This window comes from Streptomyces subrutilus, assembly GCF_001746425.1.
In the GTDB taxonomy this organism is placed as follows: domain Bacteria; phylum Actinomycetota; class Actinomycetes; order Streptomycetales; family Streptomycetaceae; genus Streptomyces; species Streptomyces subrutilus_A.
Genome location: NZ_MEHK01000001.1, coordinates 4,812,388 through 4,825,753 on the forward strand (window position 1 = coordinate 4,812,388; position 13,366 = coordinate 4,825,753).

Genomic DNA, 13,366 nt, shown 5'->3' on the forward strand with positions numbered 1-13,366 from the left:
TAACTACTCCGGGGTGCAGGCTTCCCAGAAGGCGATCAGTGCACCCGCCGTGACCTGCGGGTTCTCCGCATTCGGCGAGTGCTCGGCCCCCTCGACGACCACGCGCGAAGCACCGAGGCGCTCCGCCATCTCGTCCAGCAGCGGCACCGGCCACGCGTAGTCCACCGTTCCGGACAGCACCAGCTTGGGGAGCGGCACGGCCGCCAGCTCATCGACCCGGTCCGGCTCCGAGATCAGCACCCGGCCCGTGCCGATCAGCTGCTCGGGGACCGTGGCCAGCCACCGCTCGCGCAGGAACTCCGTCAGCTCGGGCGCGTCCGGGACGGCGTCCTGCGGGTCCTGGGCGCGCATCGCCTCCCACACCGCCGGCATGTCCTCGCGCAACGCCTCCAGCGCCGCCACCAGCAGCTTCGTCCGCGCCTGCTGCTCCTCGGCGATCGCGCCGGGCCCGCTGCTCATGAGCGTGAGCGAGGCGAAGCGGGCGGGGTCGCGCAGTACGGCGGCCCGCGAGACCAGACCGCCCAGGGAGTGCCCGACCAGGTGGACCGGGCCCCCGTCCAGCGCGGCGGCCTGCGCGAGGACGTCCCTCCCCAGCTCCTCCAGGGCGTACGCGGACTCCTCGCGCGGCCCCGGGCTCTGGTACTGGCCGCGGCCGTCCACGGCGACGACCCGGTACCCGGCGTCGGCCAGCGGCTCCAGGAGGGCGATGAAGTCCTCCTTGCTGCCCGTGAATCCGGGGACCAGCAGGGCGGTCCCGCGCAGGGGCGCACCGGCCTCGTGGACGGCGAAGGCGCCACGGGCGGTGTCGAGGAGGCGCGCGCGGGCGCGCGGGGGCAGGGTCAGGCGCGGCGGCTTGCTCATACGGCTCACGTTACTGGCCGGTCGGCCCCGCGGTTCCGTGGGACGGCCGATGCGGGTACGCCGATGGCCCGGCCCCCTGGTAGGGGAGCCGGGCCATCGGAGCGGTGCTGCCTACGCCTCCGGCGCGGCCGCGGCCTTGCGGGTGCGGGTGCGCTTCGGCTTGGCCGGGGCCTCCTCGCCCGCCGCGGCGGCCGGAGCGGCCTCGACGGCCTTGCGGGTGCGGGCGCGGGCGGGGCGGGCCTTGACCGGCTCCACGGGCGGCGCCATCTGGAAGTCCGGCTCCGGGGCCGCGGCCGCCGCGGCCTTGCGGGTGCGGGCGCGGGCGGGGCGGGCCTTGACCGGCTCCACGGGCGGCGCCATCTGGAAGTCCGGCTCCGGGGCCGCGTCCGCCACGGCCTTGCGGGTGCGGGTGCGCTTCGGCTTGGCCGGGGCCTCCTCGGCCGGGGCCTCGACCACGGCGGCCTCGGCGACCGCGGCGGCGGCCTTGCGGGTGCGGGTGCGCTTCGGCTTGGCCGGAGCCTCCTCGGCCACCACGGAGGCGGCGGCCTCGGCGACCGGCGCGGCCTCGACGACCGGCGCCTCGACGACCGGAGCCGCCTCCACGGCCGCGACGGTCTCGACGGCCTGGGCCGGCACCGCGCCCACACGGGTGCGGCGGCGGCGCGGCCTGCGCGACTCGTCGGCGGCCGGGGCCTGCGGGGCCTCGGCCGCGGGAGCGGCGGCGGCCTCGGAGTCCAGCTCCGTACCGCCACGGGTACGACGACGCTGACGCGGCGTACGGGTGCGCGCGGGGCGCTCTTCCGTGACCACGGCGGCGGCGGCCGGACCGCGGCCGCCACGGCCACCGCGGCCGCCGGTCTCGCCCAGGTCCTCGACGTCCTCCGCCTTCAGGCCCGCCCGCGTGCGCTCGGAGCGCGGCAGGGTGCCCTTGGTGCCGGTCGGGATGTTCATCTGCTCGAACAGGTGCGGGGACGTGGAGTACGTCTCGACCGGGTCGTGGAAGTCCAGCCCGAGGGCCTTGTTGATCAGCTGCCAGCGCGGGATGTCGTCCCAGTCGACCAGGGTGACGGCGATGCCCTTCTTGCCCGCGCGGCCGGTGCGGCCCACACGGTGCAGGAAGGTCTTCTCGTCTTCCGGCGTCTGGTAGTTGATGACGTGGGTGACGCCCTCGACGTCGATGCCGCGCGCGGCGACGTCGGTGCACACCAGCACGTCGACCTTGCCGTTGCGGAACGCGCGCAGCGCCTGCTCGCGCGCGCCCTGGCCCAGGTCGCCGTGGACGGCGCCCGAGGCGAAGCCGCGCTTCTCCAGCTGCTCGGCGATGTCGGCCGCCGTGCGCTTGGTGCGGCAGAAGATCATGGCCAGCCCGCGGCCCTCTGCCTGCAGGATGCGGGAGACGAGCTCCGGCTTGTCCATGTTGTGCGCGCGGAAGACGTGCTGCGCGGTGTTGGCGACGGTGGCGCCCTCACCGTCCTCCGAGGAGGCGCGGATGTGCGTGGGCTGCGTCATGTACCGGCGGGCCAGGCCGATGACCGCGCCCGGCATGGTCGCCGAGAACAGCATGGTCTGGCGCTTCGGCGGCAGGTAGCTCATGATCCGCTCGACGTCGGGCAGGAAGCCCAGGTCGAGCATCTCGTCGGCCTCGTCGAGGACCAGCGCGCGGACGTGCGACAGGTCGAGCTTCTTCTGGCCGGCCAGGTCCAGCAGGCGGCCCGGGGTGCCGACGATGATGTCGACGCCCTTCTTGAGCGCCTCGACCTGGGGCTCGTACGCACGGCCGCCGTATATGGCGAGGACGCGGACGTTGCGGACCTTGCCCGCGGTCAGGAGGTCGTTGGTGACCTGGGTGCACAGCTCGCGGGTCGGAACCACCACGAGGGCCTGCGGAGCGTCCGTGAGCTGGTCGGGGCGGGCCCGGCCCGCCTCGACGTCCGCGGGGACGGTGACCCGCTCCAGCAGCGGAAGGCCGAAACCGAGCGTCTTGCCGGTGCCGGTCTTGGCCTGGCCGATGACGTCCGTGCCGGAAAGGGCGACGGGGAGGGTCATCTCCTGGATCGGGAAGGGGGACACGATGCCGACGGCCTCGAGGGCTTCGGCGGTCTCGGGGAGAATCCCGAGGTCTCGGAACGTAGTCAGGGTGCTGCCTCTTCTGTGAGACGCGGCCCGAGGCGGCGAAGGGGGTCGTACCGTGCCTGGCTGTGCCGTACTGCTACGTACGAAGCCGCGCGGGACCACTGCCGTCGCTCAAGCGCTCTTGCCGCTGAGGGGGCCCCTCGTGCGGGGAGGTGCGCGTCTGCGCACACACCACACCACTGAGGGCGGTCGGTTTGGAGCCGATCGGGCCACCGACCGGGCATCCTCATTCAGATCGCCCGCCGAGTATCCGGCAGGCGCATTACCACTGTACCCCGGAATCGCGCAGCTGTGTCGGGTGAATTCATCACCGCGGCACGTTCAGGCAGACCGGCAGTGACCAGGCATGGTGACTTGAGGCGCCTTTCGGCGGGCTATTGTGCGGAGCATGTCGACCGTAGAAAACGCCACGCCCGCCGACGACGGCACCCCCGCCGAAGCCGTGGGCATCGCCGCCCAGGACTGGGCGGCCGCCTCCGCCTCGCCGCAGTACCGGGCCGCCGTCGTGGACCTGCTCGGCGCGCTCGCGTACGGAGAGCTCGCGGCCTTCGAACGCCTCGCGGAGGACGCGAAGCTCGCGCCCACCCTCGACGACAAGGCCGAACTCGCCGCCATGGCGTCCGCCGAGTTCCACCACTTCGAGCGGCTGCGCGACCGGCTCGCGGCGATCGACGCCGAGCCCACCGCCGCCATGGAGCCCTTCGCCAAGGGCGTGGACGACTTCCACCGCCAGACCGCGCCCTCGGACTGGCTGGAAGGCCTGGTCAAGGCCTACGTCGGCGACTCGATCGCCAGCGACTTCTACCGCGAGGTCGCCACCCACCTCGACTCCGACACCCGGGCCCTGGTGCTCGGCGTGCTCGACGACACCGGCCACGGCAACTTCGCCGTGGAGAAGGTCCGCGCCGCCATCGAGGCCGACCCGCGCTGCGGCGGCCGCCTCGCACTGTGGGCCCGCCGGCTGATGGGCGAGGCCCTCTCACAGGCCCAGCGCGTGGTCGCCGAGCGCGACGCCCTCTCCACCATGCTGGTCGGCGGGGTCGACGGGATGGCCGCCGGCTTCGACCTGGCCGCCGTGGGCGAGATGTTCACCCGGATCACCAAGGCGCACACCAAGCGCATGGCGGCCCTCGGCCTCGCCGCCTGAGCTCCGCCGCCGGGCATCCGGCACGCGTACGCCGGCCCCGGCACGGACATCATCCGTGCCGGGGCCGGCGCATGTCAGGGGTCAGCCCCGGGTCGGGACCGAAAACGGAGTCCTGTGCGAGGGCCTGCGGGGCCCCGAGGCCGGACGGAGCAGCAGGGACAGCACGACCGCCGACACCAGCACGGCCCCCACGAAGGTCGCGGTCAGGGTGTTGTGCCCCGGGCCGAGTGCGAAGTGCGTCAGATAGGCCCCGAACAGCGCCCCGAGCACCCCGCTGACCAGCACCACACGCAGCGCGGGCAGGCGGCCGGCGAGCATGCGCGCGGCGGTCGCGGACAGGGCGAGGCCCAGCAGGGCAGAGCCGAGCACTTCCATCAGCAGCATGAAGTCCCTCCCACACATCAGGGCAATCGCCGTCACTGCGGTCCTACCCGAAGCGGAAGACACGGAAACGGCCCGGTGGAATCAACCACCGGGCCGTTTCAGACAGTTCTCGGCACGTCAGGTGCCATCGCGTCAGAGAGCTCCGAAGCCGACCTTGCGCGTGCTCGGCTCGCCCAGGTCGACATACGACAGCCGGTCGGACGGCACCAGGACCTTGCGGCCCTTGGTGTCGGTCAGGCTGAGCAGCGGCGCGGTGCCGGACAGCGCGGCGGCGACGATGCTCTCCAGCTCCTCGGCGCTCAGGTCGCTCTCCAGCACGATCTCCCGGGGTGCGTGCTGCACGCCGATCTTGACCTCCACGGCTTTGTCCCTCCGACGGTCCGGTTCGCGCGATCAGCCGCGCCGTACGCGGTCCACATTAGCCCGAGAGGGGACGGGAACCGCGCGCGGCGGACACGCTCGCAGCGAACAGCGCAGGAGGCGACGGCGCGCGGCCGCCCGCGGCTCAGCCCTCGGCGCCCTGGTCGCCCGCCTGCTCGCTGCCGTGCAGCGGGAATCCGGCGATACCGCGCCAGGCGAGCGAGGTCAGCAGGCCCACCGCGGTGTCCCGGGCGACCGGGCTCTCGCTGGACAGCCAGTACCGGGCCACCACCTGCGAGACCCCGCCCAGGCCCACGGCCAGCAGCATCGACTCGTCCTTGGACAGGCCGGTGTCCTCGGCGATCACGTCGGAGATGGCCTCGGCGCACTGCAGCGAGACCCGGTCGACGCGCTCGCGCACCGCCGGCTCGTTCGTCAGGTCGGACTCGAACACCAGCCGGAAGGCGCCGCCCTCGTCCTCCACGTACGCGAAATAGGCGTCCATCGTCGCCGCCACGCGCAGCTTGTTGTCGGTCGTCGACGCGAGCGCCGTGCGCACCGCGAGCAACAGGGCCTCGCAGTGCTGGTCCAGCAGCGCCAGGTAGAGGTCGAGCTTGCCGGGGAAGTGCTGGTAGAGCACCGGCTTGCTCACGCCGGCCCGCTCCGCGATGTCGTCCATGGCGGCGGCGTGGTAACCCTGCGCGACGAAGACCTCCTGAGCCGCGCCCAGCAGCTGGTTGCGCCGGGCCCGGCGCGGCAGTCGCGTGCCCCGCGGACGCGCTGCCTCGGTCTGCTCGATGGCTGTCACGCCGCCTCCCACTTTCTCTAAGAACACAGTGCGCTCTGCGCCGCGCCGCCATCGTACTTTTCGGTAACCGAATCTGGTGGGTTCAAGCCGAGTTTTCTCGCGGTACGGACCGGTCGGAGACGCTGGTCAGCGGTAGTCGTCGTCGTCCAGGGGCACCACCCTGGCCTGCTCCACGGCATCGCCGTCATTGGCCTCACCGCGATCCACACCGGTGACCCGGTCGTCGTCCCGCGACGGCTCCACCTCGGTCAGCTGCTCCGCGAGGTCCGCCTCGGGCGCTTCGGGGTCGACGACTTCCGGAAACGGCTCCCGGAAGGTGTCGGGCTCCGCAGGGTCGACAGTCATACCGTTCCCCTCGCTTCCTTCTGCTCACTATGAGCCTAGGAGGCTTGCGGATACCCCGCTATACGGATCGCCATGCGTCTGTGACCGCGAACACAAGGAGTCCGGCGTGATCGTCTCGTAACATTGCCGCATGTCTTCGACCGAGCTGCCGGGCGTACGGTCCACCGCCGAGCCCTCCGCCCCGGCGGAAGCGGCGCGGGTGGCCGATGGAGAGCAGCTGCGCACCGTCGCACTGCCCGGGCTGGAGCTGGCCGTCCGGGTACGGCCGCCCGCCCGCACGGACCTGCCGCCCGCCCTCTTCGTCCACGGACTGGGCGGCTCCTCCCAGAACTGGTCGGCGCTCATGGAGCAGCTGGCCGACACCGTCGACGGCGAGGCACTCGACCTGCCCGGCTTCGGCTGGTCCCCGCCGCCGGGCGACCGCGACTACTCCGTCAGGGCCTTCGCCCGCGCGGTCATCCGGTACCTCGACGCCGCCGGACGCGGCCCGGTCCACCTCTTCGGCAACTCCCTCGGGGGCGCCGTCTCCACCCGCGTCGCGGCCGCCCGGCCCGACCTGGTGCGCTCCCTCACCCTGGTCTCGCCCGCCCTGCCCGAACTGCGCGTGCAGAGGTCGGCCGTGCCGACCGCGCTGCTCGCCGTTCCGGGCATGGCCGCGCTGCTGGGCCGGATCGCACAGGGCCTGACCGCCGAACAGCGCACCCGGGGGGTGACGGAGCTCTGCTACGGAGACCCCGCACGGGTGACGCCGGAGGGATTCCGCAACGCCGTCGAGGAGATGGAGCGGCGGATGGCCCTGCCGTACTTCTGGGAGTCCCTGACCCGGTCGTCCCGCGGCATCGTCGACGCCTACACCCTCGGCGGCCAGCACGGACTTTGGCGGCAGGCCCAGCGGGTACTCGCCCCGGCCCTGCTGGTCTACGGTGGCAGGGACCAACTGGTCTCTTACCGCATGGCGCACAAGGCGGCCGCCGCCTTCCGGGGCTCGCGGCTGGTGTGCCTGCCGGAGGCCGGGCACGTGGCGATGATGGAGTACCCCGAGGTGGTGGCCGCCGCCTTCCGGGAGCTGCTCAAGGACACCGAAGACGGCAGAGGCTGAGGACCGTGGGACGACATAGTCGCAAGGCGCCCGCACCCGACCCGGTGCCCGTACCCGCTCCGGCGCCGGCCGGCCGGCCGTACGAGCAGCCCTACGAACAGGCGCACGGGCGGCCGCCGGTGTACGAGGAACGCACCCGGCCGAGGCCCGAGACCACCGTCACCCACCAGGGATACGTCCCCGAGGAGCGGCCCGCCCCCGGCGGGCACCCCCAGCACCACGAGCGCGGCGGGGCCTGGGGAGCCCGGTCCGACTCCGTGTACGGGGACTGGCGCGGGGTCCCGCGCCCCCGGACCGCGACCGCCCTGCTGGACACCGACACCCCGGCCTTCGGCACCCCCGCGGTCGGCTTCCCGCAGGTCACCCTGGCTCCGCCGGCGCCCGAGCCCGCCTCCGCGCGCGTGTCCGGCCCCGCCCGCGTGCCCGCCCCCTCGCGCGGCCCCGCTCCCGGGCCGGACCGCGACCCCCTCACCTCCACCGGCTCGCACCGCCGCGTGCCCGCCCCGCGGGTGCCCGCCGACGCGCTGCCGGTGCCGCAGCAGCCCGGCTCCGGCCGCGGATCGAAGGTCCGCACCTACACCGGCATGGCCGCCGCGGCGGTCACCACCGTCCTCGCCGTCGTCGTCGCCGGACAGGTCGCCGCGGACGGCGAGAGCGCCCGGCGCGGCACGCTCGCCGCCACCGACGACAGCCGGGCCGAGGGGGCGGCCTCCCGTTCCGACGGCCGCCCTACGCCGGAGGTGCCGCCCGTGCAGGCGCCGGCGCAGGCACCCGCGCCCGCGCCGGAGCTGACGTACGAGCAGAAGATGGCCCAGCAACTGCCGATCGACGAGAAGCTCACCGGCTCCGGCGTCTTCGACACCGTGCCGGGCGTGGCCAAGGCCCCCGGCAAGGGCAGGCTCGTGCGCTACCGGGTCGACGTCGAACAGGGTCTGGGCCTGGACCCGCAGCTCTTCGCCGAGGCCGTCCACCGCACCCTCAACGACGACCGCAGCTGGGGCCACGGCGGCACCAAGACCTTCGAGCGGGTACCGGGCGGTGAGACCGACTTCGTCATCACCCTGGCCAGCCCCGGGACCACCGGGAAGTGGTGCGCCAAGTCCAACCTGGACACCACCGTCGACAACGTCTCCTGCGACTCCGCCGCCACCGAACGCGTGATGATCAACGCCTTCCGCTGGGCCCAGGGCGCAGCCACCTTCGGGCCGGACCAGATGCTCGCCTACCGCCAGATGCTCATCAACCACGAGGTCGGCCACCGCCTCGGAAACGGCCACGTGAACTGCCGGACGCCCGGCGCACTCGCCCCGATCATGCAGCAGCAGACGAAGTCGCTCGATATCGACGGCGTCCAGTGCAAGCCCAACCCCTGGGTGTTCCCCGGTAGTTGACCGCTCTGTGCGGCGGCGTTCCACCGCGTAGCGCGCTCGAACGCGAACCGCACGGGAAAGTTACGACTCTTCACCCCTTCCGGTGGCGCGACGGACAACCGTCCGTCGCGGCTTCGGAGCATCCGCTTGAGTTCTCCGCGGCGGGTCGCCGGACCGACGGCGACCGCCTGAACGGGAGATCGGGGGTGCCACTCGTGCGGATCGGACTGCTCACGGAAGGTGGTTATCCGTATGCCACGGGAGAGGCGAGGTTGTGGTGCGACCGGCTCGTGCGCGGGCTCCCGCAGCACGAGTTCGAGCTCTACGCACTGAGCCGCAGCGCCGAGCAGGAACGCACGAGGGTCCCGCTGCCCGACCACGTCACCCGGGTCCGGACCGCCCCCCTGTGGGCCCCGGCCGACGACGGGCGGACGTACTGCCGGCGCGAGCGCCGGCGGTTCGCCGACTGCTTCCGGGAACTGGTCCGCGGGATCTGCGCCGGAGAGGCGCCCGCCTTCGCGGCCGGGCTCTACGGGCTCGCCGGACTCGCCCGCGAACAGGGCGGCCTGTACGCGGCGCTGCGCTCCGAGTCCGCGGTACGGGTCCTCGAGGCCGCGTGCCGGGCGCCGGGCGCCGGGCGGACCGTGCAGGCGGCGCAGGTGCCGGACCTGCTGGAGTTCGTGGACGAACTGGAGCGGATGCTGCGGCCGTTGTCCCTCGACTGGTACGAGGAGAACGGCCGGCCCGGGAGCCTCGGCGCGGTCGACGTCTGCCACGCGGCGGCGGGCGGGGTCGCGGCCCTTTCCGGACTGCTGGCCAAACGCTTCTTCGGGGTCCCGCTGCTGGTCACCGAGTACGGGGTCCAGCTGCGGGCCCACTACCTCGAGCAGAGCCCGGAGGCCCGCCCGGCCGTACGGGCCCTCATGGCGGCCTTCCACATCCGGTTGGCCGGCGAGATCTACGCCCGGGCCGACCTCCTGACCCCCGGGAACGCGCACGCCAGACGCTGGCAGGAGCGGTGCGGGGCCACCCGGGACAAGCTGCGGACGGTCTACCCCGGGATGGAGGCGGACCGATTCGCCACCGTCGGGGAGTCCGCGGACCGCGGCGACCCCGACACCCTCGTCTGGGTCGGGCGGATAGAGCCCGCCAAGGACCTCATCGCCCTGCTGCACGCCTTCGCGGAGGTCCACCGGGCCGCTCCAGAGGCCCGCCTGCGCATCTTCGCCACGGCCGCGGCCCCCGACTACCTCGCCGACTGCCGCTCCCTGGCCGCCCAGCTCTTCCCCGACGAGGCCGCCGACGCCGTCACGGTCGGGGAGAACCCCGTCACCTTCGAGGAGATCGGCGGACCCGACGCGCAGACCCCGGCCGAGGCGTACGGCGCCGGTCGGGTCGTCGTGCTGTCCTCCGTGATCGAGGGCTTCCCGGTCACCCTGGCCGAGGCGATGCTGAGCGGCCGTGCCACGGTCTCCACCGACGTCGGCGCGGTCTGCGAGGTCATCGGGGGCACCGGGCTCGTCGTCCCGCCGCGCAATCCGCGGGCGCTGGCCGACGCGTGCCTGGCGCTGCTGGGGGATCCCGACCGGGCGCACCGGCTCGGCGCTGCCGCGCGGGCCAGGGCGCTGGAGCTGTTCACCGTCGAGCAGAACGTGGCCGCCTTCCGGGAGATCTACCTGAGGCTGCTCGCCGGCGGGGCCGCGCGGCAGGACGGGGAGACGCCCTTCGCCTGGCCGGCCGAGGCGCGGGTGCCGGGCCACTGGACCAGCCCGACCTGGGCCGAACCCGTACCGGAGGCGACGGCATGACCGGGGCCGAAGGGTTGCACCCGGGTGCGGGGCCGGTTCCGGGGCCGGCGCCGGGGCTCGGCGTGGCCACCTCCGGTGCGGACGACGGCTCGGACGCGGGTGCGGCGCCGCTGCCGGGGCTCCGCCCCGGACCCCGCGCCTCAAACGCCGGCGGGGCTGAATTGGCCGGGCCCTGCGTCTCAAGCGTCGGCGGGGACGGAGTGGACGGGCCCCGCGTCTCAAGCGTCGGCGGGGACGGAGTGGACGGGCCCCGCGCCTTAGGCGTCGGCGGGGACGGAGTGGACGGGCCCGGGGCTTCCGGGGGCGGCGGGGCAGAGGCTGTCGGGGTTGGCCGTGCCTCGGGGGCGAGCACGCAGGTCGGGCGGCGGGGCAAAGGGGATCCCGTCAAGGCCTTGTTGCATCGGCATCGGGAGTTGTGTGAGCGGGCCGTGGATCCGCTGGAGATCGCCGCCGGGCTGGAGGCGCACGGGATCACCGACCGCACCGCCAGGCGCTTCCGGCACCGGGACGTCTTCTCGCTCGCCGAGGAGCTGTACGCCCGTACCCCGCACGGGGAGGCGCCCGCCGCCGCACGCACCCGCGTGCCGGCCGGGCCCTGCGCGCTCCTCCGCCTCGGCTGCGCGCTGCTCCCCGGGGCCCTCGCCTTCGGGGCGGCCGCCGCCGTGCCGGTCTGGGCCGGGCCCGTCGCCGTGGCCGTGACCGTCGCCGCGCTGGTGTGGCCCGGCCGGGCCGCCGGCGGGCGGTGGCCCTGGGCCGCGCACCTGCTCGCCGCGGCCGTCACCGGCTGGGCCGCGCACCGGTACGGCACCGCCCTCGCGCTCGGCCTCGCCCTGGCCGCCGCCCCCGGACACCTGGTCGCCGCCGCCTTCGCCGCCCGGGCCGGGGCCCGGCTCGCCGGGAGCCGCGCCCTCGAGGAGTTCGCGGACCGGGTCCGGCCGCTGCTCCTCGCCTCCGTCGCGGTGTTCGCCGCGGCCGCCGCCGGGGCCGCCGCGCTCGCAGCGGCCCCGCTCACCGCGGCCGTGCCGCTCGCCCTTCTGCTCTTCCTGACCAGGCTGCTGCTGCGCCACGGAGCCCACCGCGGGCCCGTCGCCGCGGCCCTGGCGCTCGCCCTCGTACCCGTCCCGGCCGCGGCCTCCGCCGCGGCCGCGGGACTCCTCGTACACGCGGTCCTCGCACTGTCCCGCGCATCCGCCCATGCGCGGCCCCGTCCACCCACCCGCAAGGAGAAACAGAAGATGACCGGCCAGCCAACCAACCAAGGGGCCACGCGATGAGGGTGCTGCTGATCGGAGCCAACGGATACCTCGGCCGCTACGTCGCCGACCGGCTGCTCGCCGACCCCGCCGTCCAGCTCACCGCGCTCGGCCGCGGCGACGACGCCGACGTCCGGTTCGACCTCGCCACCGGCAGCCCCGGTGCGCTGACCCGCTTCCTCGACGCCGTCCACCCGGGCGTCGTGATCAACTGCGCCGGCGCCACCCGCGGCGGAGCCCGCGAGCTCACCCGGCACAACACGGTGGCCGTCGCCACCATCTGCGAATCGCTGCGCCGCAGCGGCTGCGGGGCCCGCCTCGTCCAACTCGGCTGCGCCGCCGAGTACGGGCCGAGCCAGCCCGGCTCCTCCACGGCCGAGGACGCCGTGCCGAGACCCGGCGGGCCGTACGGTGTCAGCAAACTGGCCGCCACCGAGCTGGTGCTCGGCTCCGGTCTGGACGCCGTCGTGCTCCGGGTCTTCTCACCCGTCGGCCCCGGCACCCCCGCCGGCTCCCCGCTCGGCCGGCTCGCCGAGGCGATGCGGCGCGCGATGCAGTCCGGGGACGGGGAGCTCAAGCTCAGCGGGCTCGGCGTACAGCGCGACTTCGTCGACGTACGGGACGTGGCCCGGGCCGTGCACGCCGCCTCGCTCTCGGCGGCCCAGGGTGTGGTGAACATCGGCACCGGCCGCGCGGTCCGGCTGCGCGACGCGGCCGCCGTCCTGGCCCGGGTCGCCGGGTACGGGGGCGCCCTGCACGAGCTGGACCTCCCGCACGGCGGGCCCCAGCAGCACGCGCACCCCGGCCGGCCGGCCGGTCTCGCCGCCATCGGCGCCCCCCGCTCCGAGGTGACCGCCGAGCAGCTCGCCGCGGCCGCGCCCCAGCCGTACCCGTACCCCGACGGCTGCGGGGCCTGGCAGCAGGCCGATGTCCGCACCGCCCGCGACCGGCTCGGCTGGCGGCCGCGGATCAACCTGGAGGAATCCCTCGCGGACATCTGGATGGAGGCGGCGTGCCGCATCTGACCACGCCGCCGGGGGCCGCCGAGGCCACCACCGGGGCCGGCCGCCTGGGGCTGGGCATTCCCGGCTACGCGCACCCGCTGCTCGCCCCCGTCGAGTGGGCCGAGCTGACCCGCCCCGGGACCCCGCTGCACTGGGCGGTGCTCAACGTCACGGACGGCCCGGGCGGGCGGCCCGACCCGCACTGCACGGAGGCGGCCGCGAAGCTCCGCGGCGCGGCCGGCGCCGGCCCCCGCCTCCTGGGCCATCTCGCGATGCGGGACGGTGAACGCTCCTTCGGGGAGCTGGTCTCCGACGCCCACCGGTTCCGCGACTGGTACGGGGTGGGCGGCTTCTACCTCGCCGGGGCCCCCGCCGGCAAGGCCGAACTCGCCTCGGTGCGCCGGGTCGCGGACACCCTGCGGGGCCTCGGCGAGGACGTGCGGATCGTGCTCGGGCACGGCACCCACCCCTACGAGGGCTACGTGGAGGCCGCCGACCAGCTGGTCACCTTCTCCGGGGCGTGGGCCGACTACCGCTGGTCGCAGGTGGCGGAGTGGACCGCCGACCATCCCCCCGAGCGCTTCTGCCACCTCGTCCACGGGGTGCCGCGCACCCATCTGGAGGAGGCGATGCGGATCGCCCGCTGGCAGGGCGCGGGGACGATCTGGTTCACCGACCGGTGCGGCGCGGCCGACCGCGACCCCTGGGCGTCCATGCCCGGGTACTGGGACGAAATCGTCTCGCGGATCGGGACGGGTGTCTTGGAATGAAGACGGGCGTGGCAGTGTTACGGG

General features: G+C 74.5%; 13 protein-coding genes. 7 read left to right on the forward strand and 6 right to left on the reverse strand.

The window, feature by feature from the left end; translation table 11 throughout:
- Window positions 1–3: 3 nt before the first annotated feature.
- Both BGK67_RS22825 and BGK67_RS22830 read right to left on the reverse strand, forming a co-directional pair.
- Window positions 4–861, reverse strand: coding sequence for an alpha/beta fold hydrolase (locus BGK67_RS22825; RefSeq protein WP_069921825.1), 858 nt, complete (start codon window positions 859–861; stop codon window positions 4–6).
- Between the two features lie 111 nt (window positions 862–972).
- Window positions 973–2,931 (reverse strand): DEAD/DEAH box helicase, encoded by a 1,959-nt coding sequence (locus tag BGK67_RS22830; RefSeq protein ID WP_244291296.1) that lies wholly within the window; start codon window positions 2,929–2,931, stop codon window positions 973–975.
- A gap of 451 nt (window positions 2,932–3,382) precedes the next feature.
- Between BGK67_RS22830 and BGK67_RS22835 the strand changes: the two genes are divergently transcribed.
- Window positions 3,383–4,141 (forward strand): ferritin-like fold-containing protein, encoded by a 759-nt coding sequence (locus BGK67_RS22835; protein ID WP_069921826.1) that lies wholly within the window; start codon window positions 3,383–3,385, stop codon window positions 4,139–4,141.
- Between the two features lie 81 nt (window positions 4,142–4,222).
- Here BGK67_RS22835 and BGK67_RS22840 read toward each other — a convergent pair whose 3' ends face one another.
- The 4 genes from BGK67_RS22840 to BGK67_RS22855 form a co-directional block, all read right to left on the reverse strand.
- On the reverse strand, window positions 4,223–4,525 hold the full coding sequence (locus BGK67_RS22840) for a hypothetical protein (RefSeq protein WP_432215469.1): 303 nt from the start codon (window positions 4,523–4,525) through the stop codon (window positions 4,223–4,225).
- A 132-nt stretch (window positions 4,526–4,657) separates the two neighbouring features.
- Complete coding sequence (locus tag BGK67_RS22845; protein ID WP_069921827.1) at window positions 4,658–4,885, reverse strand: DUF3107 domain-containing protein; 228 nt, start codon at window positions 4,883–4,885, stop codon at window positions 4,658–4,660.
- A gap of 145 nt (window positions 4,886–5,030) precedes the next feature.
- Window positions 5,031–5,693: a TetR/AcrR family transcriptional regulator gene (locus BGK67_RS22850; protein WP_069921828.1), complete on the reverse strand. Its 663-nt coding sequence runs from the start codon at window positions 5,691–5,693 to the stop codon at window positions 5,031–5,033.
- A 126-nt stretch (window positions 5,694–5,819) separates the two neighbouring features.
- A complete protein-coding gene (locus BGK67_RS22855) occupies window positions 5,820–6,038 on the reverse strand; it encodes a hypothetical protein (RefSeq protein ID WP_069921829.1) in 219 nt (72 codons plus the stop codon).
- A gap of 130 nt (window positions 6,039–6,168) precedes the next feature.
- On the opposite strand from BGK67_RS22855, the gene BGK67_RS22860 reads away from it, so the two are divergent.
- The 6 genes from BGK67_RS22860 (at window position 6,169) to BGK67_RS22885 (ending at window position 13,342) form a co-directional block, all read left to right on the forward strand.
- A complete protein-coding gene (locus BGK67_RS22860; protein ID WP_069921830.1) occupies window positions 6,169–7,137 on the forward strand; it encodes an alpha/beta fold hydrolase in 969 nt (322 codons plus the stop codon).
- 5 nt (window positions 7,138–7,142) lie between these two features.
- Window positions 7,143–8,528, forward strand: a complete 1,386-nt coding sequence (locus BGK67_RS22865) for a DUF3152 domain-containing protein (RefSeq protein WP_167739590.1) — start codon at window positions 7,143–7,145, stop codon at window positions 8,526–8,528.
- Between the two features lie 194 nt (window positions 8,529–8,722).
- On the forward strand, window positions 8,723–10,315 hold the full coding sequence (gene pelF / locus BGK67_RS22870) for a GT4 family glycosyltransferase PelF (RefSeq protein ID WP_069924044.1): 1,593 nt from the start codon (window positions 8,723–8,725) through the stop codon (window positions 10,313–10,315).
- Between the two features lie 428 nt (window positions 10,316–10,743).
- Window positions 10,744–11,589, forward strand: coding sequence for a hypothetical protein (locus BGK67_RS22875; RefSeq protein ID WP_069921831.1), 846 nt, complete (start codon window positions 10,744–10,746; stop codon window positions 11,587–11,589).
- The gene (locus BGK67_RS22880; protein WP_069921832.1) at window positions 11,586–12,593 is read left to right on the forward strand and encodes an NAD-dependent epimerase/dehydratase; all 1,008 of its coding nucleotides are present in this window, start codon (window positions 11,586–11,588) and stop codon (window positions 12,591–12,593) included. The genes BGK67_RS22875 and BGK67_RS22880 overlap by 4 nt, the downstream gene beginning before the upstream one ends.
- On the forward strand, window positions 12,581–13,342 hold the full coding sequence (locus BGK67_RS22885) for a spherulation-specific family 4 protein (RefSeq protein ID WP_069921833.1): 762 nt from the start codon (window positions 12,581–12,583) through the stop codon (window positions 13,340–13,342). The genes BGK67_RS22880 and BGK67_RS22885 overlap by 13 nt, the downstream gene beginning before the upstream one ends.
- Window positions 13,343–13,366: the final 24 nt, after the last annotated feature.

Bases quoted from the DNA above. Each gene is read 5' to 3' on its own strand.
- BGK67_RS22840 (WP_432215469.1), bottom strand. From the start codon at position 4,525: ATGCTGCTGATGGAAGTGCTCGGCTCTGCCCTGCTGGGCCTCGCCCTG.
- BGK67_RS22860 (WP_069921830.1), top strand. From the start codon at position 6,169: ATGTCTTCGACCGAGCTGCCGGGCGTACGGTCCACCGCCGAGCCCTCC.
- BGK67_RS22835 (WP_069921826.1), top strand. From the start codon at position 3,383: ATGTCGACCGTAGAAAACGCCACGCCCGCCGACGACGGCACCCCCGCC.
- BGK67_RS22825 (WP_069921825.1), bottom strand. From the start codon at position 861: ATGAGCAAGCCGCCGCGCCTGACCCTGCCCCCGCGCGCCCGCGCGCGC.
- BGK67_RS22880 (WP_069921832.1), top strand. From the start codon at position 11,586: ATGAGGGTGCTGCTGATCGGAGCCAACGGATACCTCGGCCGCTACGTC.
- BGK67_RS22855 (WP_069921829.1), bottom strand. From the start codon at position 6,038: ATGACTGTCGACCCTGCGGAGCCCGACACCTTCCGGGAGCCGTTTCCG.